The 25,743-nt window shown below is 43.9% G+C and carries 21 protein-coding genes; 19 read left to right on the forward strand and 2 right to left on the reverse strand.

Annotation, left to right across the window (positions count from 1 at the left end; translation table 11 throughout):
* Positions 1–193: 193 nt before the first annotated feature.
* From G587_RS0117895 to truA, 9 genes are all read left to right on the forward strand, one after another.
* Complete coding sequence (locus G587_RS0117895; protein ID WP_026493358.1) at positions 194–532, forward strand: hypothetical protein; 339 nt, start codon at positions 194–196, stop codon at positions 530–532.
* 53 nt (positions 533–585) lie between these two features.
* Positions 586–1,926 carry a 23S rRNA (uracil(1939)-C(5))-methyltransferase RlmD gene (rlmD, locus tag G587_RS23470; RefSeq protein ID WP_081679513.1) on the forward strand — a complete coding sequence of 447 codons (1,341 nt, stop codon included), beginning with the start codon at positions 586–588 and terminating at the stop codon, positions 1,924–1,926.
* Between the two features lie 90 nt (positions 1,927–2,016).
* A complete protein-coding gene (locus G587_RS0117905) occupies positions 2,017–3,138 on the forward strand; it encodes a DUF362 domain-containing protein (RefSeq protein ID WP_026493359.1) in 1,122 nt (373 codons plus the stop codon).
* A gap of 22 nt (positions 3,139–3,160) precedes the next feature.
* Positions 3,161–3,853, forward strand: a complete 693-nt coding sequence (locus tag G587_RS0117910; RefSeq protein ID WP_035787254.1) for a DNA alkylation repair protein — start codon at positions 3,161–3,163, stop codon at positions 3,851–3,853.
* 131 nt (positions 3,854–3,984) lie between these two features.
* The gene (locus G587_RS0117915; RefSeq protein ID WP_026493361.1) at positions 3,985–4,527 is read left to right on the forward strand and encodes a glutathione peroxidase; all 543 of its coding nucleotides are present in this window, start codon (positions 3,985–3,987) and stop codon (positions 4,525–4,527) included.
* A 103-nt stretch (positions 4,528–4,630) separates the two neighbouring features.
* The gene (locus G587_RS23475; protein ID WP_035787256.1) at positions 4,631–5,815 is read left to right on the forward strand and encodes an aldo/keto reductase; all 1,185 of its coding nucleotides are present in this window, start codon (positions 4,631–4,633) and stop codon (positions 5,813–5,815) included.
* A 125-nt stretch (positions 5,816–5,940) separates the two neighbouring features.
* Positions 5,941–7,689 carry a bifunctional diguanylate cyclase/phosphodiesterase gene (locus G587_RS23480; protein ID WP_051201142.1) on the forward strand — a complete coding sequence of 583 codons (1,749 nt, stop codon included), beginning with the start codon at positions 5,941–5,943 and terminating at the stop codon, positions 7,687–7,689.
* Positions 7,690–7,770: 81 nt separating this feature from the next.
* Complete coding sequence (thrH, locus tag G587_RS0117930) at positions 7,771–8,376, forward strand: bifunctional phosphoserine phosphatase/homoserine phosphotransferase ThrH (protein WP_026493362.1); 606 nt, start codon at positions 7,771–7,773, stop codon at positions 8,374–8,376.
* 24 nt (positions 8,377–8,400) lie between these two features.
* Positions 8,401–9,153 (forward strand): tRNA pseudouridine(38-40) synthase TruA, encoded by a 753-nt coding sequence (gene truA, locus G587_RS0117935; RefSeq protein WP_026493363.1) that lies wholly within the window; start codon positions 8,401–8,403, stop codon positions 9,151–9,153.
* A gap of 53 nt (positions 9,154–9,206) precedes the next feature.
* On the opposite strand, the gene G587_RS0117940 is transcribed toward truA, so the two are convergent.
* A complete protein-coding gene (locus G587_RS0117940) occupies positions 9,207–9,854 on the reverse strand; it encodes a hypothetical protein (RefSeq protein WP_026493364.1) in 648 nt (215 codons plus the stop codon).
* A 265-nt stretch (positions 9,855–10,119) separates the two neighbouring features.
* On the opposite strand from G587_RS0117940, the gene G587_RS24735 reads away from it, so the two are divergent.
* The 10 genes from G587_RS24735 (at position 10,120) to G587_RS0117990 (ending at position 23,247) form a co-directional block, all read left to right on the forward strand.
* Complete coding sequence (locus tag G587_RS24735; RefSeq protein WP_081679514.1) at positions 10,120–11,157, forward strand: polysaccharide deacetylase family protein; 1,038 nt, start codon at positions 10,120–10,122, stop codon at positions 11,155–11,157.
* A 24-nt stretch (positions 11,158–11,181) separates the two neighbouring features.
* On the forward strand, positions 11,182–12,195 hold the full coding sequence (locus tag G587_RS26375; protein ID WP_026493365.1) for a polymer-forming cytoskeletal protein: 1,014 nt from the start codon (positions 11,182–11,184) through the stop codon (positions 12,193–12,195).
* Positions 12,195–12,887: a UMP kinase gene (pyrH, locus tag G587_RS0117955; RefSeq protein ID WP_035787258.1), complete on the forward strand. Its 693-nt coding sequence runs from the start codon at positions 12,195–12,197 to the stop codon at positions 12,885–12,887. Before G587_RS26375 ends, pyrH begins: the two co-directional genes overlap by 1 nt.
* Before the next feature lie 23 nt (positions 12,888–12,910).
* A complete protein-coding gene (frr, locus tag G587_RS0117960) occupies positions 12,911–13,462 on the forward strand; it encodes a ribosome recycling factor (protein ID WP_026493367.1) in 552 nt (183 codons plus the stop codon).
* Positions 13,463–13,689: 227 nt separating this feature from the next.
* A complete protein-coding gene (locus G587_RS0117965; RefSeq protein WP_026493368.1) occupies positions 13,690–14,412 on the forward strand; it encodes an isoprenyl transferase in 723 nt (240 codons plus the stop codon).
* Positions 14,413–14,442: 30 nt separating this feature from the next.
* Positions 14,443–15,270: a phosphatidate cytidylyltransferase gene (locus G587_RS0117970; protein WP_026493369.1), complete on the forward strand. Its 828-nt coding sequence runs from the start codon at positions 14,443–14,445 to the stop codon at positions 15,268–15,270.
* A gap of 18 nt (positions 15,271–15,288) precedes the next feature.
* A complete protein-coding gene (gene dxr / locus G587_RS0117975) occupies positions 15,289–16,434 on the forward strand; it encodes a 1-deoxy-D-xylulose-5-phosphate reductoisomerase (RefSeq protein ID WP_026493370.1) in 1,146 nt (381 codons plus the stop codon).
* A gap of 25 nt (positions 16,435–16,459) precedes the next feature.
* Positions 16,460–17,515 carry an RIP metalloprotease RseP gene (rseP, locus tag G587_RS0117980; RefSeq protein ID WP_026493371.1) on the forward strand — a complete coding sequence of 352 codons (1,056 nt, stop codon included), beginning with the start codon at positions 16,460–16,462 and terminating at the stop codon, positions 17,513–17,515.
* 10 nt (positions 17,516–17,525) lie between these two features.
* Positions 17,526–18,581: a flavodoxin-dependent (E)-4-hydroxy-3-methylbut-2-enyl-diphosphate synthase gene (gene ispG, locus G587_RS0117985; protein ID WP_026493372.1), complete on the forward strand. Its 1,056-nt coding sequence runs from the start codon at positions 17,526–17,528 to the stop codon at positions 18,579–18,581.
* Positions 18,582–18,693: 112 nt separating this feature from the next.
* Entirely contained in the window at positions 18,694–23,247 is a 4,554-nt protein-coding gene (locus G587_RS0117990; RefSeq protein WP_026493373.1) for a PolC-type DNA polymerase III, read from the forward strand.
* On the opposite strand, the gene G587_RS0117995 is transcribed toward G587_RS0117990, so the two are convergent.
* Entirely contained in the window at positions 23,234–25,573 is a 2,340-nt protein-coding gene (locus G587_RS0117995) for a putative bifunctional diguanylate cyclase/phosphodiesterase (protein ID WP_081679515.1), read from the reverse strand. The two genes, G587_RS0117990 and G587_RS0117995, sit on opposite strands and share 14 nt — an antisense overlap.
* Positions 25,574–25,743 lie beyond the last annotated feature (170 nt).

A 25,743-nucleotide genomic window follows, 5' to 3' on the forward strand; every position in this document is an offset into this window, starting at 1 on the left:
GTATAATATCTCTAATTAATTATTACCTCTAAAAGTGCAAATGTTCAAATGAAAAGACCATTAACAGTATTAAGAATGTGTAAAAATGTGCGCTTTTGCGACTTTCGTAGTCTATATAAACAGTTTACAAATATCATCTTGCTAGTGTAAAATGAAGTGAATATCTAATATAGAAAGAGGCTATGAAGGTTTTATGTCATCAATAATTCAAAGTGATCAGGTTTTTAATAACGAAGTTTCCTTTTGCAAGGTTTATAGCAAGGAAAGTAAGAAAATATTAGAAGAGCGTTTCCTGGCGAATCGTATCTCTTATTATATTGACTGGCATGATAAGAGCTTTTTTCAGCGTATTTTCGGCGGCGACAAGGATAAAATCTTATGTACTGTCCGCATAAACAGAGCTGATGTTGATCGTGCGAGAGATCTTGTTCAGGGTCTTGAGGATGTGAAAATAAGAGATTTTAGCGGGAAGGCTAAAAGCAGCAAAAACAGTAAGAACAGTAAGAACGGCAAGAATAAACCCAAGAAATAATAATGACCTCCGGCTTTGACCGGAGGTTTTTGAGACTAAAGGAAATGTGATATATGAGAAAAGAAGGTTCATCACCAAAGAAAGAAACAACAAGAGCACCCAGAGCTACAGGAGCTAAGAAGTCTGGAATGACAGGAAAAGCAGGAGCTAAGAAAACTGCTGATGCTAAAAAGGTACCTAATGCCAGAGGTGTCGGAGCCAGAAAAAATGTGAAGAAGGCTGATGATAAGAAGGCCGGAATCTGTCCTGTATCCAAGAAGTGCGGCGGCTGCCAGATGATCGACGTTCCCTACAAGGAGCAGATAAAGCGCAAGCACAAGAGAGTGGAGGAGCTTGTGGGCAAATTTGGCAAGGTCGAGCCCTTCATTGAGATGGATAAGCCTGAGCACTACAGATGCAAGGTGCATGCGGTGTTTACCCATGACAGAAAGGGCAACCCCATATCAGGCATATATAAAGAAGGAACCCATGACGTTGTTCCGGTTAATGAATGTTATCTTGAGAATGAAAAGGCAGATGCGATCATCGCAACTATCCGTGGAATGCTTAAGTCCTTTAAGATAAAGACCTTTGATGAGGACAATGGCTATGGTCTTTTCCGTCATGTCCTCATAAGAGTTGGACACAACACAGGTGAGATCATGGTTGTGCTTGTCCTTACTTCACCGATTCTTCCTTCCAAGAATAACTTTGTTAAGGCGCTTCTAGGGGAGCACCCTGAGATAACAACAATCGTTATAAACGTCAATGATAAGCGCACCAGTATGATCCTTGGCGACAAGGAGAAGGCTATCTACGGTCCCGGATTTATATATGATACTGTCTGCGGAATGAAGTTTAAGATATCTCCCAAGTCCTTCTATCAGGTAAACCCTGTTCAGACCGAGAAGCTTTATTCCAAGGCTGTTGAGCTGGCAGGACTTACAGGAAAAGAGACAGTCCTCGACTGCTACTGTGGTGTTGGAACAATCGGTATCATCGCAAGTCCTCACGCAGGCGAAGTTATCGGAGTTGAGCTTAATAAGGATGCCGTTCGTGATGCGAGAATCAATGCAAAAATGAACGAAATTAAGAATATAACCATCTATGAAAATGACGCCAGCCGCTTTATGGTCCAGATGGCAGAAGCCGGAGACCACGCCGATGTTGTCTTCATGGACCCGCCTCGTGCAGGCTCTACTGAGATTTTCATGGACTCAATGTTCAAGCTGAATCCTGACCGCGTGGTATATATTTCCTGCAGTCCCGACTCGCTTGCAAGAGATCTCGAGTACTTAACAAAGAACGGATATAAGGCAGACAGAATTATTCCTGTTGATATGTTTCCTTTTACAAGGTCATGTGAAACAGTCGTTCTTTTAACGAGAACGACCGGTAGGAAATTTCGAGTTTAGAGAAGAACGAGCACTGCTGTTTGCACATAAATTGTAGACAAATGGGAGAAAGCATAAACATGATATTTTAACTAAGGTAGGAGGTTACAAATGGAGAATTCTAAGGTTTATTTTACTGATTTCAGAACGGTTCTGGAGCAGAGTCAGGGAGTCAAGCTGCAGAAGTTATGCAGAAAAGCTGGAATAGGAGATATTGATTTTGAAGGAAAGTTTGTAGCCATCAAGATGCACTTTGGTGAGCTTGGAAACTTTTCATACATAAGACCAAACTATGTAAAGGCAGTGGCAGACCTTATTAAGGAGCTGGGCGGCAAACCGTTCCTTACAGACTGCAACACCTTATATCCCGGAAGCCGCAAGAACGCTGTTGATCACCTCTACAACGCAGAGGTAAATGGCTTTAACAGTGTGACAACAGGCTGCTACGTAATCATAGCAGACGGACTTAAGGGCACGGATGAAGCAACGGTAGAGGTACCAAACGGCGAGTACTGCAAGGAGGCTTACATCGGAAGAGCTCTGTATGATGCTGATGTAATCATTTCCCTTTCGCACTTTAAGGGACATGAGATGACAGGCTTTGGCGGTGCTATCAAGAACATCGGAATGGGCGGCGGAAGCCGTGCAGGAAAAATGATCCAGCACAATGATGGCAAGCCTATAGTTAATCCCGACCTTTGCAGAAGCTGTAAGCTGTGCGCAAGAGAATGCGGCTCTGATGCCATTTCTTACGAGACAGGTAAGGCAGTGATAAATCAGGATCTTTGTAAGGGCTGTGGCCGTTGTATCGGCGCCTGCGCTTTTGATGCTATCAGCAATCAGAGCGGAACTGCTCTTGAGTCACTTTGCTGCAAGATGGCTGAATACACAGCAGCTATCTGCAATGGAAAGCCCTGCTTCCATATAACACTTATCATGGATGTGTCACCTAACTGTGACTGCCACGGAGAGAATGATGCACCTATTCTTCCTAATATAGGAATGCTCGCTTCCTTCGATCCGGTTGCTCTCGACCAGGCATGCGCTGATCTTTGCCAGAAGGCTGAGCCTATTCGTAATAGCCAGCTGGGAGATAACCTTGCTAAGGAGGGCTGGCATCATCACCACGATCATTTCCTTGATTCCAACCCCAACATCAAGTGGAAGGAAACTCTTGAGCATGGCGAGAAGATCGGACTTGGAACAAGGGAGTATGAGCTTATAAAGCTTTGATCCACGGGGGAGGATTAGGATTATGGCTGATATCGTAGAAGAGATAAGGGAGGAGCTTTTTAAGCTTCAGGATGAAAAATATCGCGATTTTCAGGTAAAGCTGATTCCCGGGAAGGACACCGATACAATGATCGGTGTCCGGACTCCGGATTTAAGAAAATACGCAAAGACTCTTGGAAAGAACGACAAAATTGAAGATTTTTTAAATAACCTTCCTCATAAATATTTTGATGAGGATCAGCTTCATGCCTTCATAATTTCTGAAATGAAGGACTACGGAAAATGCATGGAGGAAACAGAGAAGTTCCTTCCTTACGTAGATAACTGGGCAACCTGCGATCAGATGTCGCCCAAAATTTTCAAAAAACATAAAACAGAATTACTTGAAGCAATAACGGAATGGATAAAGTCGGATAAGACCTATACAATAAGGTTCTCAATCGGAATGCTCATGCAGCATTTTATGGATGAGGACTTTGACGTAGCCTATCCCGAGATGGTAGCTAGTGTAAGGAGCGAGGAATACTATGTGAACATGATGATCGCATGGTATTTTGCGACGGCTCTTGCTAAGCAGTACGAGACCATACTTCCGTTTATTGAGGGAAAGAAGCTTGATACCTGGACTCACAATAAGGCGATCCAGAAATCTGTTGAAAGCTACAGGATTACTCCGGAGCAGAAGGACTATCTTAGAAGCCTTAAAATCAGGTAAAAAGCAGTTTCAGATATATTTTTAAAATAATATCTTGACATATTGCATTGTACGCAATATAATCAAGATAAATCAATTGCCTATGACACGTAAACAAAATCATTTTTATAAAATATATTTGGAGGTCTACAATGGGATTTTATGATTATTCTGTAACTACTGCCAATGGCGAAGAGTTCTCAATGGAGAATTACAAGGGCAAGGTTGTACTCGTGGTCAACACAGCAACAGGCTGCGGTTTTACACCTCACTACAAGGATATCGAGGCTATGTATGAGAAGTTCCACGATCAGGGCTTTGAGGTTCTTGATATTCCTTGCAACCAGTTCGCAGGCCAGACACCCGGAACTGACGATGAGATCCACGAGTTTTGCCAGCTTCATTACAATACAAAGTTTCCCCAGATGAAGAAGTCTGATGTCAACGGCGAAGATCAGCTTCCGCTCTTTAAATATTTAAAGGAGCAGAAAGGCTTCGAGGGCTTTGGTAAAGGACCTTCAGCCCTTGCAATGGGAGTTATGCTTAAGAAAATTGACAAGGATTACAAGAACAATCCTGATATCAAGTGGAATTTCACCAAGTTTGTCGTAGACAGAAACGGTGAAGTAGTAGCAAGATTCGAGCCCACCGAGAAGATGGAGAATGTTGCTGCGTGTGTTGAAAAGCTTATGTAAATTTTTTAGTTTCATATTCCCTCTTTTTAGAGAAACAGTAGCATTATGCCGCTGTTTCTCTTTAGTGGTTTATGGAAGATGAAAAGTTTTAGGGAGATATCTTATGAAGTACAGGAAAAACAGGCAGGGCGGTGACATATCAATTCTGGGCTACGGATGTATGCGCTTTACAAAGACAGCTACCGGCGCAGTAGATATTGCCAAAGCCGAGAAGGAAATGATGAAGGCTTATGAGCTGGGAGTAAATTACTACGATACGGCCTACATCTATCCCGGAAGTGAAGCAGCAGTCGGAGAAATCCTTGAGAAAAATAATATCCGTGACAAAATCCAGATTGCCACAAAGCTTCCCCAATATCTCATTGCAAGCAGAGCTGCCATAGATAAATATTTTGCTGAGCAGCTATCAAGGCTCCGCACCAATTATATCGACTATTATCTGATGCACATGCTTACAGATATAGAGGCCTGGAACAAGCTTAAGAAGCTGGGAATCGAGGAATGGATAAAGGAAAAGAAGGCATCCGGTGAGATAAAGCATATCGGTTTCTCTTTTCATGGAAATACCGAGATTTTCATTGAGATACTAAATGCCTACGACTGGGATTTCTGTCAGATACAGTACAACTATCTCGACGAGGTGTCACAGGCTGGAAGGAAAGGCCTTGAGGCAGCAGGAGAAAAGGGTATTCCCGTAATCATCATGGAGCCTCTTAGAGGTGGAAAGCTGGTGGATCAGCTCCCTGAAAAAGCAAAGAAGCTTATCGCAGAGGATGAAAAGAAAAGAACAGCTCCTGAACTTGCTTTCAGGTGGCTGTGGGATCAGCCCCAGGTAACCTGCGTCCTTTCCGGAATGAATTCAGTAGAGATGGTGGAGGAAAACTGCCGAGTTGCATCAGAGGCAGAGGTAGGAGAGTTCACAGAAAAGGACTTTCAGCTTATAGAAGGCATAAAAAACAGCATAAATGAGTATTTGAAGGTGGGCTGCACCGGCTGTGGATACTGCATGCCCTGCCCGAGAGGTGTTGATATTCCAAGTATCTTCAGGTGCTACAATGCAATGTACATGGATGATAAGAAATCAGGTAGAGAAGAGTACCTTAGAGTTGTTGGCCTGAGGAAGGACACAGGACTTCCATCCCAGTGCGTAGCCTGCGGAAAATGCGAGAGCCATTGCCCTCAGCACATTCATATCATAGAGGAGCTGAAAAAGGCTGACAGGGAACTGCGACCTCTTCCATTTAAGATAATTATTGCATTTGCCAGAAAATTTCTCTACAGAAAATGATTATTGATTTTTTATTACAAGTTAATATTTTTATATAACGACATGGGATAGAATTAAGGCATAGTGGAAAAGTATACTATGCCTTATTTTTATGCAAAAATTCAGAGAATGCGCGAGGGGAACCTATGCCAAACCAAGTGAAGAAAACTGGCCCCAAAAAAGCAAAGTATGAAATTGGAAGTATTCCAAAGGGTATTCCCGGTGGATTTTTTATATATTGTGCAGACGGCGATGGTGAGATAGTTTTTGCTGATGAAAACATTGTTAAATTGTACGAATGTGACTCCTTTGAGGACTTCAGAAAGTTTACAGGCAATTCCTTTAAGGGAATGGTCTATCCTGAGGACTACAGTGCAATAGATGGCGAGATCAGCAAACAGACAGTATTTGGTGCCATGCGCCACGATTATGTGCGCTATCGTATAAAAACAAAGAAGGATAATATCAGATATGTGGAGGACTTCGGACACCTTGTTCACGGTGAGAACGGGGTCAGCTATTACTATGTCTATATAGTGGATATAGATCAGAATGAATTCTACAATCAGAATAAGAACAGCTATGCCGAGTCTCAGATCCTTGAGATGAACCAGGAGACCGATACTCTTACGGGGATGTGGAATCAGGCGCATTTTTACAGGGTTGTTCAGGAAAAAATGGCGGATCCTGACATAAGAGCCCAGGGAATAACTGTCATTTATTTTGATCTTAATCATTTCAAGCTTTTTAATGAAAAATATGGTTTCCAGAAGGGTGACGAGCTTTTGTATGAAATTGCAAGGAGGCTCTGGCATTCCTTCTTAGAGCGCATGGTTGCAAGATTTTCAGAGGATCATTTTGTAGTATGCACTCTCACTAGGGATGTGGAGCCGATAGTCCTTAAGATCCACGAGGACATCGCAAAGCTTGTACCCGGTGCAAAGCTTGAGATAAAGGCCGGAATCTACAGAGTGGAAGAGGACTGCAACGATATAGGGCTTGCCTGCGACCACGCAAGACTTGCCTGCAAGAGCATTAAGACCAGATATGATACGCCTTACATTTTCTATAATGAGGCCATTCATTCAAAGCTCCAGATGCAGCAGTTCGTTCTTGATAATATAGATGACGCGGTCGAGCATGAAAATATCAAGGTTTTCTACCAGCCGGTAGTTCGCACAAGAACCGGTGAAATATGCGGCTATGAGGCCCTTGCAAGATGGAAGGACCCTGAAAAGGGGCTTATTTCTCCTGCAAGCTTTATTGATATCCTGGAGGAGCACAGACAGATTCACAAGCTTGATCTTTTTGTGCTGAAGAAGGTGTGCGAGGACTATGCAATGCTCCGTGACAGGGGAGAGATGCTGGTTCCCGTTTCAATCAACCTTTCCAGACTTGATTTTAACCTGTGCAATGTAATTGATGAGGTTGAAAAATGCAGGAAAGCCGTCGACATGCCTGTAAACATGATAGACATCGAGATTACAGAGAGTGCGCTGACAGATGATGATGCCCTTATAAAAAGGGAGATAGATCAGTTCAGAGAGCTTGGCTATCAGGTATGGATCGATGATTTCGGAACAGGATATTCTTCTCTTACAAATATACTTAATTATAAATTCGATACATTAAAGATCGATCTGGCCTTCCTTCGTCAGTACGACAAGAATCCCAGATCAGGAGCTGTGCTTGGATTTATCGTTCAGGCTGCCCATACTATGGGCCATGTGACGCTGACAGAGGGCGTTGAGACCGAGGAGCACTTCGAATTTTTAAAGACCATCGGCTGTGATAAGGCACAGGGATATCACTTCGGAAAACCGCAGCCCATGGAGGAGAGCCGAAAGTTTACGTCCTTTAGCGGAATGACCTGGGAAAAATATCAGCCTGAATAATTACTTTATTTTTATTCAAAATATGGTAAACTACTAACAATTGTGTTAAACGGAATATTGCTGTAAGAGGAGGATGAAAAAATGTACGTTACATGTTTGGACCTGGAAGGTGTGCTTGTTCCCGAGATCTGGATCGCTTTTGCTGAGGCAACAGGAATCCCGGAGCTTAAGAGAACAACAAGAGATGAGCCTGATTATGACAAGCTCATGAGGTTCAGAATTGATATCCTTAAGGAGCACGGCCTTGGTCTTAAGGAGATTCAGGACACTATTGCTACTATCGATCCCCTGCCGGGCGCTAAGGAGTTCCTTGATGAGCTTCGTTCTATCACACAGGTTCTCATTCTGAGTGATACATTTACCCAGTTTGCTACACCTCTTATGAAGAAGCTTGGCTGGCCTACAATTTTCTGTAACAGCCTTGAGGTTGCAGATAATGGCGAGATCACAGGCTTTAAGATGCGCTGTGACAAGGGTAAGCTCACAACAGTAAAGGCTCTTCAGAGCATTGGCTTTGATACCATCGCCAGCGGCGACAGCTTTAACGACCTTGGTATGATCGAGGCAAGTAAGGCAGGCTTCCTGTTCAGAACAACTGATCAGATAAAGAAGGATTATCCTCAGTTCCCTGCATTTGAGAGCTATGATGAGCTTCTTGGTGCTATTAAGGAGCAGCTTAAAAAGTAATAAAAATCTTTCAGGAGATTATTGATGAAACGGAATTACAAATTTACTCTCAGTTATGACGGAACCAGATTCTATGGATGGGAGAGACAGCCAAATAAGGATATGACCATTCAGGGTAAGCTGGAGTCGGTTCTCACAAGAATGGTGGGACTCCCTGAGGGCGAATCCGTACAGGTCATAGGTGCCGGCAGAACTGATGCCGGAGTTCATGCAAGAGCAATGACTGCCAACGCCATGCTGAATACAGACATGACTGAGGAGGAGATTCAGACCTACATGAACACCTATCTTCCCGAGGACATAAGTATAAATGATGTGAGAGCCTGCTCAGACAGATTCCACAGCAGATACAACGCCCTTGGCAAGACCTACAGATATACCTGCTATTATGGCAATACAAAGCCTGTTTTCGACAGGAAATATGTTACGGTTCTGGATCAGAAGCCTGATGCGGAGCTTATGAGAAAGGGTGCCGAGTATATAATCGGAACCCACGATTTTAAGAGCTTTTGCGGAAATACCAGGATGAAAAAGTCCACCGTTCGCTGTGTGGACAACATCAAAATAGAGGAGAGCGGCCCCCAGATTAGGCTGTATTTCCACGGAAACGGCTTTTTGCAGAACATGGTAAGGATAATGACCGGAACTCTTCTTGAGGTTGGCTATGGCAACATAAAACCGGAGGAGATCGGAACCATAATAGAAGCCTGTGACAGACAAAAAGCAGGCCCCACGGCACCGCCGCAAGGCCTTTGTCTCATGAAGGTTGATTACTAAAATACAGTCTGAACAGAGCAGCTCGTCGCTGCTCTGTTTTTCTATGTCGGTTATTATAAATCATCTGCTACTGAGTAAGTAACGAGGTAGTCATCATATTCAGGAAGGAGCATACCGATTTCCTGAGTGTTTGAGCTGCCGCTTCTTAAGGAGTAGCCATAATCTCCGATATTTACTGTATCAAAAGCAACTGCTTCGCCGTTCTTAAAGAAGATGCTTCTTACGTTGATGCAGCCAACATCCTCAGAGGAATAGTTCGTTCCTGTTACTGCGAGGGCGCTGTCTATGCCTGCTTCAACATCAAAGCCTACTGCATCATATCTGCAGTTATCTGTTTCTTCCACGGTTATCTCGTAGGAGAATTTTGTTGCTTCTTCGATATCACTGTTTTTAAACTGGCCGTAAAGCATGAAGGACTGACCCTTTTTAACGGCAGAAGCACCGTCAGTTACGGATTTTACGGGATTACCGTTTGCCTTAAGGGCGTAAAACTTCGCAATTACAGACAGATCCTTGCCTGAAACGTTCTTAGCTACAACTACATATCTGGTATGAATCCCGTCGATATCGGAAATGAGGTATTCACCCTCGATCTTAATACCATCTGCAGTTTGATTTGCGGCGTATGAAATTATTGCTGAACTTGTGAACATGCTGATAATAACAGCGATTGCAATGATTAGACTGTAGATTCTCCTCATACCGGACACCTCCTGTTGCTTTGGTGTATTTAGAATATCAGACGACAATAAATATATCGTAAAGCAAATCTAAAAAATCTATATACTGGAGGGTTTTTGGCCTCCAAAATTTTTTGGAATATTTTGGTACATTTTAAGTATTGACAGTACGAAACTATTTTTTTGCTTTTTGTAGTTCTTAATATATGCTATAATCTAGTTTGGCTATGTGGATAGCCAGGTGTCTTTTTAGACATAACAGCAAGTTGGAAATGTGGTAATTTATATGGCAACGAACACGGAGGGTCAGGGATCAGGCGTGGATCGTTCCAGGCGAATCCGCTTTTTGAGGAGGTTGATCCTCGTATCTATTGCAGTTTCGTGCCTTATTCCTACGTGCATCTGTATTTTCCTTGTCATTCGAAACGGACATACCAGTAGAATGCTTAATAAAGCAAAGGAGGAGTTGTCCTGGTACGAAGATCATTATGGGGAGGAGCTTTTAGCAGGCGGTGAGATCGATGATCCGATAAAGCCCAAAGAGAACGGCTCTGAAGCTACAAAAGGAAATGACCAGGTGGAGGCTCCGGATACAGAAGACGGAGAGCCAATGGCAGAAGCAGAGGTCACAGGTGGCGCGGGGCAGGTTACGGCCGGAGATACAGCCATCGCAGAAGGACCGGATGAATGGGACGGAACAAGAAGAGTATACATAACCTTTGATGACGGGCCCAGCACATCAACAAATACAATACTAGATATACTCGACCAGTACGGTGTGAAGGCAACATTCTTTGTGACAGGTAAGGAAGGCAGCGAATACGCTGAGGTGTACAAGCGTATTGCCAACAGCGGACATACGATAGGAATGCACTCCTACAGTCACAAGTACAGCGAGCTTTATGAATCGCTGGAAAGTTTTTCTGCTGATCTTCATAAATTACAGACATTTTTGTATGAGACGACAGGAGTCTGGTCGAAGTATTACAGATTTCCGGGCGGAAGCTCCAACACAGTCAGCAATGTTCCGATGGATGAGCTGATAAAATATCTGGAGCTTGAGAATATTTCGTACTTTGACTGGAATGTAGCCAGCAGTGATGACAGAGCCGGAATCAATAAGGACATAATAGTGGCCAATGTCATGACGGGAGTGCCCAAGTTCCATGAGGCGATAATACTTCTGCATGATGCGCAGGATAAACAGGCCACGGTAGAAGCCTTGCCTGAGATTATCGAACAGATACAGGCGATGGATAACACAGTGATAGTTCCGATAACGGAGGATACGTTACCGGTTCAACATATCAGCAATTCTCAGTAAATATATAAACGGGAGGAAGAGAAAATGGGATTTTTTTCAGAGCTGAAAAGTGATCTCTCTCAGGCTGCAAAGACAATTTTGCCTGAGGAAGGTGATGATGCTAAGATCCTTGGGGAAGCTGCCGTAAAAGAAGCAGTTGTTAAGCCGAAGACAGAGGCTGAGGTAAAGAAGGACCTTAATGAGATGCTTGATCACCTTGATGAAATCAAGCTCGACGAAGGTGGGGCAGAAGAAGCGGCTAAGGAGCCGGAAGTAGTTGAAGAGGAAGTTAAGGAAGAGAAGGTTGAGGAAGTGGCAGTTGAACAGCCTGCTAAGCCTGTAATTCCTGAGACTCCCGTAGTTAAGGAGGAGGCTCCTGTAGTAATTCCTGAACCTGAAGAGGATGTGGAAGAGGAAGCCAGCTTCGAGGAGGAAGATACAGAGGATACAGTAGCTGACCTTGCAGCTTCTCTTAGCGCAATTGAGTCAATCGCTAAGGTAAAGGCTGAGGAGGCTCCTGTGTATGAAGAAAGACATACTACAAATTATAATAACAATGGGGGATTTGATACAATGGATATTCAGCAGCAGACACCTACAGATGAGACAGCCAGCATAACAGAGGGTATGAGGATTGTTGGTAATCTTGAGACAACAGGATCACTTGATCTTATTGGTAAGATTACAGGTAACGTTACATGCCTCGGTAAGCTCAATGTAACAGGCGAGATCGAGGGTGATTCAAAGGCAGCAGAGATTTACGCTGAGGCAGCAAGAATCACAGGTGAAGTCAGAAGTAACGGAAGTGTTAAGATTGGTCAGAGTACAGTAGTTATCGGTAACATCTTTGCTACAAGCGCTGTTATCGCAGGCGCTGTAAAGGGTGACATCGATGTTCCCGGCCCTGTAGTTCTTGATACAACTGCTATCGTTATGGGTAACATCAAATCACAGTCAGTACAGATTAACAATGGTGCCGTTATCGAAGGTAATTGCTCACAGTCTTACGCTGAGGTTAATCCTTCTGCATTCTTTGACGGACTTAAAGGACAGAGATAATGAGAATACTTTTAAAATTAAGTGGCGAAGCACTTGCAGGCCCGAACAAAACCGGTTTTCACGAGGATACAGTTCGAGGCGTGGCTTTGCAGGTAAAGAAGCTTGTTGACGACGGAACACAGGTGGGTATCGTTATTGGTGGCGGTAACTTCTGGAGAGGACGTACAAGCGAGAATATCGACAGAGTTAAGGCAGACCAGATCGGTATGCTTGCAACTATTATGAACTGCATCTACGTTTCAGAGATTTTCAGAAGCGTAGGAATGATGACCAACATACTTACACCCTTTGAGTGTGGCTCTTTCACCAAGCTGTTTTCCAAGGACAGAGCCAACAAGTATTTTGAAAAGGGCATGGTAGTGTTCTTTGCAGGTGGTACAGGACATCCTTATTTCTCAACAGATACAGGTGCTACACTTCGTGCTATTGAGATCGAGGCAGATACAATCCTTCTTGCTAAGGCAGTAGACGGAGTATACGACAGCGATCCTGCTACCAATCCTAATGCAAAGAGATATGACACCATCAGCATTGATGAGGTTGTAGCTCAGAACCTTCAGGTTGTCGACATGACAGCTTCAATAATGGTAAAAGAGAACCATATTCCGATGAGGGTATTCGCACTTCAGGAAGAAAATAGTATAATAAAGGCAGCGAGTGGTGACTTCAACGGAACCACTGTTACAGCTTAAACTATAATCCGGAGGATGAGTGTATGAATGAAAAAGTAAAGCCTTATGAAGAAAAAATGACCAAAGCTTTTGACTTTCTTGCCAGCGAGCTTGCATCAATACGTGCAGGACGTGCTAATCCGCATGTTCTTGATAAGCTCAAGGTTGATTATTACGGAACACCCACACCTCTTCAGCAGGTTGGTAATGTTTCAATACCTGAAGCTCGTATGATCCAGATAGCACCTTGGGATAAGAGCCTTATAAAGGACATCGAGAAAGCTATCCTTGCTTCAGACATCGGTATCACACCCAGCAACGACGGTAGTGTTATCAGACTTATTTTCCCTGAGCTTACTGAGGAGCGCAGAAAGCAGCTCGCTAAGGATATCAAGAAAAAGGGCGAGGACGCTAAGGTTGCTGTAAGAAATATCCGCAGAGACGGTAATGATTCCTTTAAGAAGCTTAAGGGAACTGACGTGTCAGAGGATGAGATTGCTGAGCTTGAGGAAGATCTTCAGAAGATGACAGATAAGTTCGTTAAGAAGATTGACGAAGCAGTAGAAGAAAAGAGCAAAGAGATCATGACTGTATAAAGTAATCACCTGGCGAGGGCATAGCCCGAGAGCAGAACTACCTTGTGAAAATGTCAAAAATTAAGAGCCTGTGGGTCATAGCACAGGCTCTAATTATACTACCGAACGAAATTGATTTACTGAATTATTCCCAATAGTGTACTGGAATTTCGTTCGCTAGTCGGGTGTATTGACACCTGAAATTATTAACAAGTATGCATTAGAGAAAAGCACTTAGGAGGTGCAATTTGGAAGAGAATAAAAAAATACCACAGCATGTAGCTATTATTCTTGACGGTAACGGAAGATGGGCAAAAGCCAAGGGACTTCCCAGAAACTACGGCCACAAGCAGGGCGCTAAGGCTGTAGAGGACATCCTTGTAGTAGCAAGAGACATGGGAATAAAGTACCTTACTGTTTACGCGTTCTCCACAGAGAACTGGAACAGACCCGAGACTGAAGTTTCAGCTCTTATGATGATCCTTCGAACATATCTTAAGAGCAGTATCAAGAAGTCCATGAAGAACAATGTGCGCTGCCAGGTTATCGGAGAGAGAAGCAGACTTTCCGATGATATCAATGCGGCAATTGATGAGCTTGAGACAGCTACAGCAGGTAATACAGGACTTACCTTTACAATTGCGATCAATTACGGAAGCCGTGATGAGATAGTTCGCGCCGTAAGAAAGGTTGCAGATAAATGTAAAGCAGGCGAGATAAGCGCTGAAGAGATAACTGAGGATCTGATCAATCAGAATCTTGATACAGCTAATCTTCCTGATCCTGATCTTCTTATTCGCACCTGTGGTGAGCAGCGCCTCAGTAATTTCCTTCTGTGGCAGTGTGCTTATACTGAGTTTTACTATACAGATGTTGCATGGCCTGATTTTGATGAGGCGCAGCTTCAGATGGCGGTTGATGCTTATGGCAATCGTAACCGTAAATATGGCGGTCTTAATGACGCTGAATAAAAACTAATTCCTTATATGAGAGGATAAAATATGAAGACTAGAGTAATGAGTGGTGCCGTCCTTGTAGTTTTGCTTGTATTGACACTTGTAACCGGCGGTCTGATAACGGGAGGAGTACTCTTTTTAGTATCGATTATAGGATATAGAGAGCTCTCATTTGCCCTGGGGGTCTGCGGCGAGGATAAAAAGACAAATCTTCCTGAGCTGCTGGGGCTCGTGGCAGTCTGTGCTCATTATCTTGTAATGATGACCATCGGCTCTAACATGACCTTTTTTGTAGCTGTGATAATGGGATTATTTGTAGCTGAGGCGGCAGCCTTTGTTTTTAAGTATCCTGAATACAAATCCCATCAGCTGATAGGCTCTGTATTTTCATTTATTTATGCACCCATGATGCTTTCCTTTATCTATCTTCTTAGGATGTTCCCGACAGGAAAGTATCTTGCATGGCTTCCGTTCATAGCATGGATTTGTGACACATTTGCATACTTCACAGGCGTTGCATTCGGAAAGCACAAGCTTTGCCCTATACTTTCTCCCAAGAAGACCATTGAGGGAGCAGTCGGAGGAGTTGTAGGAAGCGTTCTTGCAGGTGTTCTTTTCGGATATGTATATGCAACCTATGCTGATCCGGGAATGGATGTTAAGAAGGCTATTATCAGCTTTGCGGTTATAACTCTTGTGGCTGGCATTATATCCCAGATTGGAGATCTTATCGCTTCCGGTATCAAGAGAGAACATGGCATTAAGGATTATGGTAATCTTATCCCCGGACACGGCGGAATAATGGATAGATTTGACAGTGTAATCTTCATTACACCGGCTATATATTTTTTATCACTACTGTTCTTACAGTAAATATGTGAGGTTTTATTTATGAAAAGAAAAATAATTCTTCTTGGATCAACCGGTTCAATAGGTACTCAGACCCTTGACGTTGCAAGGGCTAACCCTGACGATCTTAAGATTGTTGGTATCGCTGCCAATAAGAGCGTCGATAAGGTGGAGCAGCAGGTAAGGGAATTCAAGCCCAAATATGTTGCCATGTACGACGAGGAGGCAGCAAAGGAGCTTAAGGTAAAGCTTGCAGACCTTCCGGTTAAGATCTTTTCAGGAATGGAGGGACTTGTAGAGATTACACAGGTTCCCGATGCAGATACAGTTCTTACAGCAGTTGTAGGTATGATCGGTATCAGACCTACCATGGCTGCAATTGAGAGCGGTAAGGACATTGCGCTTGCAAACAAGGAGACCCTTGTTACTGCAGGTCATATCATCATGCCCCTTGCTGCTAAGATGAACGTAAGCATTCTTCCTGTAGACAGTGAGCACAGTGCTATTTTCCAGTCACTTAACGGTGAGCCCAGGAACAAGCTTGAGAAGATCCTTCTTACAGCATCAGGTGGCCCTTTCAGAGGTAAAAAACGCGATGAGCTCGCTAATATGACAGTTGATGATGCACTTAAGCACCCCAACTGGGATATGGGACCTAAGGTGACAATAGATTCCGCATCTTTAGTAAATAAGGGACTTGAGGTCATGGAGGCAAGATGGCTCTTTGACGTTTCACTTGATCAGATCCAGGTTGTAATACAGCCCCAGAGTATAATCCATTCAATGGTTCAGTTTGTGGACGGCGCTGTGATGGCTCAGCTTGGCGTGCCGGATATGAAGCTGCCTATTCAGTATGCGCTTTTCTATCCTGACAGAATGCCTATGAGCGAGGAGAGACTTGATTTCTTTGAGCTTTCACAGATCACCTTTGAAAAGCCCGACACAGATACATTTATGGGACTTAAGCTTGCTTATGACGCTGCAAGAGCAGGAGGAAGTATGCCTACAGTTTTCAATGCGGCTAATGAGATGGCAGTTAAGAAATTCATCAACAGAGAGATCAAGTTCCTTGAGATATACGATATGATCTCTGGAGCTATGGCTCATCACACAAGGATTGATAATCCTAATCTTGAAGAGATACTCAGAGCAGAAGCTGAGACCTATGAGTATCTCGGAAATAAATGATAAATCACAAATGTGAGGAACGTAAATGTTAGTAAGCGTTATTTTGTTTTTTATAATTTTCGGGGTACTTGTTACGACCCATGAGCTGGGACACTTCCTTATAGCCAAGGCAAACGGCATAAGAGTCCTTGAGTTCTTTATAGGAATGGGACCCATACTTTTTAAAAAGCAAAAGGGGGAAACTCTTTACAGCATAAGACTCCTGCCCATCGGCGGAGCCTGCAGATTTGAAGGCGAGGATGATATCGACGGAGAGGATCACGGCTATGACGAGAGATCCTTCCCCAATGCCAATGTCTGGGCCAGAATAGCAGTCCTTTTCGGAGGCCCCTTCTTTAATTTCATTACTGCGATGATTCTTGCGATAATCGTAGTTGCCAATGCACCCTGGGATTTCCCGGTGGTTTCTGGACTTACTGAAGAGAATTCCGCTGCAGCTGAGGCAGGACTTCAGGAGGGAGACCTCATCGTCTCTGTGGATGGCGAGAAGATTTATCTTGCTTCCGAGGTTTCTGTGATATCACAGTTCAGCCAGGGCGGAGTCATGAAGATCGACTTTGAGCGTGATGGCGAGCTTATGCACACAGAGCTTACACCTCATTATGATGAGGAGCAGGGCCGCTATTTCATGGGAGTGTACATAGGAAAATACGAGAGAATTACAGGACTTAAGATAATTCCTTATGCTTTCCATGACGTACTTTTCTACTTTAAGAGCACCTACAGAAGCCTTGCACTTCTTATTCAGGGAAGACTCTCAATGAGAGATGTTTCAGGCCCTGTTGGAATGGTGAAAATAGTTGATGATACCTACGAGGCAGTCAGTCCTTATGGTATCTCATCAGTGGTTCTCACCATGCTGGAGCTTATGATCCTTCTGTCTGTGAACCTGGGAGTTATGAACCTTCTTCCCTTCCCGGCACTTGACGGCGGAAGACTGGTATTCCAGTTTATTGAGGTAGTAAGAGGTAAACCGGTTCCCAGAGAAAAGGAAGGAATGGTTCACCTTGTTGGAATGGTAGTACTAATGGCATTTATGCTTGTAGTTGTTATAAGTGATATTTCTAAGTTTATGAATTAAGGAGCGTATTATGGCATATAGGGATAATACTAAGGTTGTTCATATTGGGGATAAGGTCATCGGTGGCGGCAATCCTATCATGATTCAGTCAATGACTAACACACCTACTGAGGATGTGGAGAAAACCGTATCCCAGATTCTTGCACTTGAGGCAGCAGGCTGTGACATCGTCAGATGCACTGTTCCTAACCAGGAAGCTGCTGATGCTATCAAGAGTATAAAGAGCAGAATCCATATTCCGCTTGTTGCGGACATTCATTTTGACTACAAGATGGCTATTGCTGCAATGGAGAACGGTGCTGACAAGATCAGAATCAATCCCGGCAATATCGGATCAAAGGATAGAATCGAGGCAGTTGTTAAGACTGCCAAGGAGAGAAATATTCCTATCAGAGTAGGCGTTAACAGCGGATCTCTTGAGAAGGACCTTCTTGAAAAGTACGGCGGAGTTACAGCCGAGGGTCTTGTTGAGAGCGCTCTTGATAAGGTGCATATCATCGAGGATTTTGGCTATGACAATCTTGTTATCAGTATCAAATCCTCCAACGTTATGCTGTGCGTTGATGCACATAAAAAGCTTGCAGAGAAGACCAACTATCCGCTTCATGTAGGTATTACAGAGGCAGGAACTCTTTATGGTGGTAATATCAAATCCTCAATCGGACTTGGAATTATCTTAAATGAAGGTATAGGTGATACCATTCGTGTATCTCTGTCAGGCGATCCTACAGAGGAGATCAGAACAGCCAAGATGATACTTAAGACCCTTGGTCTTAGAAAGGGCGGAATCGAAGTTGTTTCCTGTCCTACCTGCGGAAGAACCAAGATCAATCTCATCGGCCTTGCCAATGATGTTGAGAAGATGGTTCAGGAATTCCCGCTTGATATCAAGGTTGCAGTTATGGGCTGCGCTGTAAACGGACCCGGTGAAGCAAGAGAAGCAGATATAGGCGTCGCAGGCGGAATCGGAGAAGGACTCCTTATTAAGCACGGCGAAGTTATAAAAAAGGTTCCCGAGGCAGAGCTTATCAATGCCCTCAGGGAAGAATTAGTAAATTGGAAGTAAAATAGCCTCCTCCCTCTGGGGCGCACGATGTCCGGGGGACATCGGTTCTGCGCGGACCGAAGCGGAGCGGAGACAGGTGTCGGCGTAGCCGACGGATGAGGGTTAAAACGGTATGAGAAAACCATTTCTTGAGGTGTTTCAGACATTAAAACTGGACCCACACACAAAAGAAGAACTGTCAGATGTGCAGGTCGAGAAGATATCCACAACGGAGAAAAAGGATCTCGTACGCATATATCTATCCAGTAACCGCCTTATCGATAAGGCAGATGTTGTAAAGGCAGAGAAGGAAATCAAAAACCAGCTCTTTAAGGAGACCAACCTTACGGTTAAGATTTACGAGCGATTTTACCTTTCTGCCCAGTACACTCCACAGAACCTGTTGGATATGTACAAGGACAGTATTCTTCTTGAATTCAAAAACTACGATCCAATAGAATATACGATTTTAAAATCCGCAGACTTCTCATTTCCGGAATCAGACAGAGTTGAACTGGTTCTTGAGGAGTCTGTTATTGCTGAGAAAAAAAGCAGCGACATCCAGCGCATTTTAGAGAAGATTCTAAATGACCGCTGCGGTTTTGCTGTAAAAATGGATGTCTCCTATAAAAAGGCAATGACAAAGAAGAAGGAAGTTGACTATTCCAAGGAAACAACCAAGCTTGCAAGAAAGCTCGAAGCTGCGGAGGAACAGTCAGAGCAGAAGCACAGAGAGAAGGATGCTGCCAAGGCAGCTGAAGCAGGTGCAGCCAAGACAGAGAGTAAGCCCGCAGAGAAGGCTGCTGCAAAGCCCGCAGGCTCAGAGAGTAAGTTTGGAAACAGAGGTAAAGCCGGTGCCGGTGGCGGAAGCAAATTCTTTAAGAAGGGCTCCGCAAGCAGCTTTAAGCGCTCAGACGATCCCAATATCATCTACGGAAGAGATTTCGAGGATGATACCATCAACATCGAAGAAATTATTGGTGAGATGGGTGAAGTTACTGTCAGAGGTCAGGTAATAAGCTACGAACGACGAGACATCAGAAATGAGAAGGCAATCCTTATCTTCTCAATGACTGACTTTACCGATACCATAACCTGTAAGGTATTTGCCAAGCAGGAAAATGTTCCCGAGCTTGAACAGGACATCAAGAAGGGGGCATTTCTTAAGGTGCGCGGAATTGCCATGGTCGATAAGTTTGACCATGAGGTCACAATCCAGAGTGTTGCGGGAATCCGCAAGATACCTGACTTTACCACCAAGCGTGTGGACGAGGCAGAGTTCAAGAGAGTCGAGCTCCACTGCCACACCAAGATGTCCGATATGGACGGTGTATCTGAGGTTAAGGACATTGTTAAGCAGGCATACAAATGGGGAATGCCCGGTGTTGCCATTACAGACCACGGCGTAGTTCAGGCCCTTACTGATGCCAACCACGCCTGGGAGGATCTCTGGAAGGAGGAAAAATCAAGACGCAAGGAGGCCGGTGATAAGAATCCTGACAGGCAGGACTTTTTCAAGGTTATTCAGGGCGTCGAGGGTTATCTTGTCGATGACCTTAAGGAGATAGTAATAAATAACAAGGGGCAGAAGGTCGCAGGCTCTACCTTTGTAGTATTCGATATAGAGACCACTGGCTTTTCTCCAGTTAATAATAAGATCATAGAGATCGGTGCCGTTAAGATGACGGACGGTGTTATCACTGACCGTTTTTCAGAGTTCATCGATCCCAAGGAGCCTATTCCCTTCAGAATCACAAGACTTACAAGCATCACTGATGACATGGTAATGGGATGTCCCACAAGGGATGAGATAATCCCGAGGTTCGTAGAGTTCTGCGGCAATGCTATTTTAGTAGGTCATAACGTAGGCTTCGATATCAGCTTTATAAATGAAAACTGTAAGCAGCTCGGTATAGACGTGGACTACACTACGGTCGATACCATGGGACTTTCCCGTGCATTTTTCCCGAGACAGGCTAAGCACAATCTGGATGCACTGTGTAAGACTCTGGGCGTCGTAAATGAGCACCATCACCGTGCGGTTGATGATGCTGAGTGTACTGCCAAGATTTTCCAGAAATTCATGCCTATGCTGGAGGAGGAAGGCGCAGATGACCTCAACAAGGTGAATGCTCTTGGTGCCTCCAATCCTGAGATTGTTAAGCACTTAAGGACTCACCATATCATTCTTCTTGCGAAGAATACCGTTGGCCGAGTGAATCTGTACACTCTTGTAAGTAAATCCCATGTGGATTACTTCAGCAGATTCCCGAGAATACCTAAGAGTGAGCTTATAAAATACAGAGAGGGCCTTATCATAGGCTCTGCTTGCTGTGCAGGTGAGCTATACGGCGCTGTGGTTGAGGGAAGAGCAGAAGACGAGATAGCAAAAATTGTTGATTTCTACGACTATCTTGAGATTCAGCCTGTTGCAAACAATCACTTCATGGTGGACTCAGAGCGCTATGAGGATATCAATTCCGATGATGATATCAGGGAGATCAATAAGAGGATCGTCAAGCTGGGAGAGCAGTATGGCAAGCCTGTTGTTGCTACCTGCGACGCTCACTTCTTAAATCCTGATGATGAGATATACAGAACCGTTATCATGGCAGGTAAGGGTATGAACGAGGAAGAGCCAGCGCCGCTTTTTGTGCGTACTACTGCGGAAATGCTTGCTGAGTTTGATTACCTTGGCGCTGCCAAGGCCAACGAGGTTGTAATAGAGAACACCAGAGATATCCTCAGAAGGTGCGACAGTATTTCTCCTGTGCGCCCTGATAAATGTCCTCCTGTCATCGAGGACAGTGACGGAATTCTCACAAGAATCTGTTACGACAAGGCTCATGAAATCTACGGTGAGAACCTTCCTGCGATAGTTGAGGAGAGACTTGAGAGAGAGCTTAACTCAATTATTAAAAATGGTTTCGCCGTTATGTATATCATTGCCCAGAAGCTGGTTTGGAAGTCCGTGGAGGACGGGTACCTGGTTGGATCCCGTGGTTCCGTAGGATCTTCCTTCGTTGCCTTCGCTTCAGGTATTACCGAGGTTAATTCACTTTCACCTCACTATGTATGCCCGAAGTGTAAATACAGCGATTTTGATTCCGAGGAGGTTCTGGCATATGGCGGTAATTCAGGCTGCGACATGCCTGATAAGAGATGCCCCAAATGCGGACATATGATGAATAAGGATGGCTTCGACATTCCTTTCGAGACCTTCCTTGGATTTAAGGGTGATAAGGAGCCTGATATCGACCTTAACTTCTCCGGTGAGTACCAGTCAAAGGCTCATAAGTATACGGAGGTTATTTTCGGTTACGGTCAGACCTTCCGTGCGGGAACCATAGCGGGTCTTGCGGATAAGACTGCCTACGGCTTTGTTAAGAAATACTATGACGGTCTCGGCGTTGGAAAAAGAAGATGCGAGATCGATAGAATTACGCAGGGCTGCATCGGTATCAGAAGAGGTACAGGTCAGCACCCCGGTGGTATCATAGTTCTTCCTATGGGTGAGGATATTAACTCCTTTACTCCGGTTCAGCATCCTGCAAACGATATGACTACCGCAACCATAACAACACACTACGATTATCACTCAATCGATCATAACCTGCTAAAGCTTGATATTCTGGGACATGATGATCCTACCATGATCAGATTCCTTCAGGATTGTACCGGACTTGATCCCAAGACGGTGCCTCTTGATGACCATAATGTTATGGAGCTTTTCATGAGTACCAAGTCTCTTAATATCAGTCCTGACCAGATTGGTGGTACGAAGCTTGGCTGTCTTGGACTTCCTGAGTTTGGTACTGATTTCGCTATGCAGATGGTTATCGATGCGCAGCCCACATCGCTGTCGCATCTTATCAGAATTTCAGGTCTGTCCCACGGAACCGACGTGTGGCTGGGTAATGCCCAGACGCTCATCCAGGAGGGCAAGGCTACGATCGATACCTGTATCTGTTGTCGAGATGACATCATGATATATCTTATTCAGAAGGGAATGGATAAATCACTTTCCTTCAAGACCATGGAGTCAGTTCGTAAGGGTAAGGGCTTAAAGCCCGAGATGGAATCAGCCATGATAGAGGTTGGAGTTCCCGACTGGTACATCTGGTCCTGCAAGAAGATCAAGTACATGTTCCCTAAGGCCCATGCTGCCGCTTATGTTATGATGGCGTGGCGTATAGCATATTTCAAGGTTTATGTGCCTCAGGCGTTTTACGCTGCATGGTTCTCAATTAGAGCTAAGGCTCTTAACTATGAGCACATGTTCCAGGGAGAGGGCACCCTTAAGATGTGGATGAACACATACCGCGCCAAGGGAGATGAGATGACCAACGCGGAGCAAAACGAGCTTGCCGCAATGAGACTTGCTGAGGAGATGTATGAGCGTGGCATAGATGTTATGCCTATTGATATCTTCAAGGCTGCATCCAGATCCTTCCAGGTATTTGGAGATAAGATAATGCCCAGCCTTCTTAGCATAGATGGCCTTGGTGAAAAAGCTGCCGACCAGATAGTTGAAGCATGTAAGGATGGCGCCTTTATTTCAAAGGACGACTTTAAACAGAGGACAAAATGCCCTCAGGCTGTTGTTGATAAAATGGCTGATATGGGACTTCTTGGAGATATTCCGGAATCCAACCAGATCAGTATATTTGATTTTATGAAGGGATAAATTGGATTATGCCCTTTTGAAGAATGGGATCAAGCTCTTCTGCACGCACTGGTCTGCTGAAGAGATATCCCTGCATCTTCTTTATTCCCATCTGCCTAAGCAGCTGGTACTGGGCCTCGTTCTCTACACCTACTGCGGCGATGGTTATGCCCATGGCAGATGCGAGACCTGTTATGGACTCTATAAGGATTCTCATGGTCTCATCCGTTTCGGCGGAGGATATGAGATTTCTGGACAGCTTTATGTAGTTGACACCACAGGTCATGACATAGGCCAGATTGATACTGCTGCCTCCAAAATCGTTGAGGCTCAGTTTAAATCCATAGTGATGGAAGGCTTCGAGCGTATCTCTTGAAGAGCTGGAGGATTCCATCATGATATCCGTGGAAATATCCAGGATAATCTTTTTTACATTAAGTTCGAATTCGGCACTAAGGCGCTCTAAGGCCTCAATAAATTCTGCGTCGATCATTTGCTGCGGCGCTAGATTTATTGTAAGAGCGATGTTGGTGCCGTATTTTTTATTCCATTTTGATACGGTTTCAAAGGAATCCCGTACAATCCATATTCCAAGGGCTGATAAAACACCGCATTCCTCTGCCACAGGAATGAGGTCGGCAGGAGATACGTTTTCCATATCACCCTTAAGGTGCGGGAAAACCTCAACTCCTAATATTTCTCCGGAGTCTGCGTCCACCTGAGGCTGATAATGAAGCACATAGTCCTTATCGGGAGCTGCATTCTCCACAGTTTTTCTTATGAGCTGCTTTCTGGATATCTGCTCACTCATTTTTACATCAAAGAATTTGCAGCCATCTTTATTTCCGCTCTTTTTTACCATATACATGGCATTATCGGCGTAATTAAGAAGGAGTCCTAAGGTTGTAGCATCGTCCGGATAAATGGCAACACCAATGCTGGCTGAGAGATTGAAGATATAATTATCAAAAATGATAGGTGTATTAAACAGTTTTCTTATAGAATCGGCAGCATTCTCTGCTTCTGAAATATCACTGATTCCATTTAAAATAATCAGGAATTCATCGCCGCCCATTCGGAATGCTCTGTAATCAGAAGGAAGTCGGCCAAGCCTTTTTCCTATTTCCTTTAACACTTCATCACCCATCTCATGACCATAGGTGTCGTTAACAGGCTTAAAGTGATTAAGATCCGTGCAAAAAACAGCAAATTTCTCATTGGAAGAAGCATTTTCGCCAATCATTTTTTCTATATATTCAGTGGCAGAGCGTCTGTTTAGAAGTCCTGTGAGCGCATCTGTGGAGGATAGAACATGAAGCTGATCATTTGCTGACTTAAGGTCCTGAGTCTTTTCCTTTATACGCTCCTCAAGCTTGGCATTCTGCTCCTTTTGGCTGTTTATAAGCTCTTCGTTCAGGTACTGGGAATGAAGGGCGTAATTGGTTATGAGATATGAGAGCAGCGTGATCAGGATATACATTCCCAAGGACTGGGGCAAAAAGCTTGTTGAGATCATGATAATATCTACAAGTATCATGCACAGGATAAATACAAACCTGCTCCTTGTGGCCTTTTTTGAGAAGTCTCTTTTCCTGAATTCAAAATCGTAGTTCTTGATGATCTGGAAGGTAGTACCTACTCCCATGAAAATTATGAAAACAATATAGAGAAGATTTGTGAAATCACTTTCTGCATCAATGCCCTGCGCCAGAAGGAAGTTATATCTTATATCCAGGGCAGAGTAGCAGAAAACGCCAATATTTGTAATGAATGGACCTTTGAAGATGTTTTTTATACCGATATGGATGGCGAGTTCAAAGCACATCATCATAACGTAAAAGCTCACGAAAAAGAAAATGAGCTGAGTCCAGTGAATGTGATCATGGGTGTCATCCGAAGCATAGAGGTGGAGCCTTAAAATGAGAACAAAAAAAGAAATAGCAAAGCAGAGGGAGTTAGCAAGAAGAAATGCCATCTCTATCCTGGAATTAGAGAGCTTATACAGCATATATATGGTAATACATGCAGCAAGGCATCCGTTAGGCAGCATGTAGATGAATTCTGTGGTAGCTGATAGTAATTCAGAATCCGGAAAAACGAAATCATTTAAAAGAAATAGAATATCTCCGACAAACCATAGGAATATTCCAAGGGCCATAGCAACAGAGGACCACATGAATTGCCCGAGTCTTTTTAACTCGGATATCAGTAATATGAGTACTAAGCCTACAGTAATGGGAGAGAACAGATCTATTAAAAATGCGTTCTTAAGAAGAGTACTGATAAAGTACACTGCGAATGAAAATGCTATTAAGTAGAGTAGAACTTTTTCCCGTTTCTTAAGCATTTTTACAAGCTCCTTATGTCTAAAAAAGCGCTATTTCTGCGTAAAAAACACGGGTTTTAAGCTGCATAGATATTATATCATAAATTTTTTTCAAAAAGTACTTGCATTTATTCTCGACTTGTAATAATATAATCAAGTCGCCAAACGAAAGGCGAAACAAAACACTATAT

The sequence above is a fragment of the Butyrivibrio sp. XPD2002 genome (genome assembly GCF_000423945.1).
Classification (GTDB): domain Bacteria; phylum Bacillota; class Clostridia; order Lachnospirales; family Lachnospiraceae; genus Butyrivibrio.

What these genes read in the sequence shown, in the direction of transcription:
- G587_RS0117940 (WP_026493364.1), bottom strand. Translation starts at nt 9,854, where the DNA reads ATGAGGAGAATCTACAGTCTAATCATTGCAATCGCTGTTATTATCAGC.
- G587_RS0117910 (WP_035787254.1), top strand. Translation starts at nt 3,161, where the DNA reads ATGGCTGATATCGTAGAAGAGATAAGGGAGGAGCTTTTTAAGCTTCAG.
- G587_RS23475 (WP_035787256.1), top strand. Translation starts at nt 4,631, where the DNA reads ATGAAGTACAGGAAAAACAGGCAGGGCGGTGACATATCAATTCTGGGC.
- ispG (WP_026493372.1), top strand. Translation starts at nt 17,526, where the DNA reads ATGGCATATAGGGATAATACTAAGGTTGTTCATATTGGGGATAAGGTC.
- G587_RS0117990 (WP_026493373.1), top strand. Translation starts at nt 18,694, where the DNA reads ATGAGAAAACCATTTCTTGAGGTGTTTCAGACATTAAAACTGGACCCA.
- dxr (WP_026493370.1), top strand. Translation starts at nt 15,289, where the DNA reads ATGAAAAGAAAAATAATTCTTCTTGGATCAACCGGTTCAATAGGTACT.
- G587_RS0117995 (WP_081679515.1), bottom strand. Translation starts at nt 25,573, where the DNA reads ATGCTTAAGAAACGGGAAAAAGTTCTACTCTACTTAATAGCATTTTCA.
- G587_RS0117905 (WP_026493359.1), top strand. Translation starts at nt 2,017, where the DNA reads ATGGAGAATTCTAAGGTTTATTTTACTGATTTCAGAACGGTTCTGGAG.
- rlmD (WP_081679513.1), top strand. Translation starts at nt 586, where the DNA reads ATGAGAAAAGAAGGTTCATCACCAAAGAAAGAAACAACAAGAGCACCC.
- G587_RS0117970 (WP_026493369.1), top strand. Translation starts at nt 14,443, where the DNA reads ATGAAGACTAGAGTAATGAGTGGTGCCGTCCTTGTAGTTTTGCTTGTA.
- G587_RS0117895 (WP_026493358.1), top strand. Translation starts at nt 194, where the DNA reads ATGTCATCAATAATTCAAAGTGATCAGGTTTTTAATAACGAAGTTTCC.
- thrH (WP_026493362.1), top strand. Translation starts at nt 7,771, where the DNA reads ATGTACGTTACATGTTTGGACCTGGAAGGTGTGCTTGTTCCCGAGATC.
- rseP (WP_026493371.1), top strand. Translation starts at nt 16,460, where the DNA reads ATGTTAGTAAGCGTTATTTTGTTTTTTATAATTTTCGGGGTACTTGTT.
- G587_RS26375 (WP_026493365.1), top strand. Translation starts at nt 11,182, where the DNA reads ATGGGATTTTTTTCAGAGCTGAAAAGTGATCTCTCTCAGGCTGCAAAG.
- G587_RS23480 (WP_051201142.1), top strand. Translation starts at nt 5,941, where the DNA reads ATGCCAAACCAAGTGAAGAAAACTGGCCCCAAAAAAGCAAAGTATGAA.
- G587_RS24735 (WP_081679514.1), top strand. Translation starts at nt 10,120, where the DNA reads ATGGCAACGAACACGGAGGGTCAGGGATCAGGCGTGGATCGTTCCAGG.
- G587_RS0117915 (WP_026493361.1), top strand. Translation starts at nt 3,985, where the DNA reads ATGGGATTTTATGATTATTCTGTAACTACTGCCAATGGCGAAGAGTTC.
- frr (WP_026493367.1), top strand. Translation starts at nt 12,911, where the DNA reads ATGAATGAAAAAGTAAAGCCTTATGAAGAAAAAATGACCAAAGCTTTT.
- truA (WP_026493363.1), top strand. Translation starts at nt 8,401, where the DNA reads ATGAAACGGAATTACAAATTTACTCTCAGTTATGACGGAACCAGATTC.
- pyrH (WP_035787258.1), top strand. Translation starts at nt 12,195, where the DNA reads ATGAGAATACTTTTAAAATTAAGTGGCGAAGCACTTGCAGGCCCGAAC.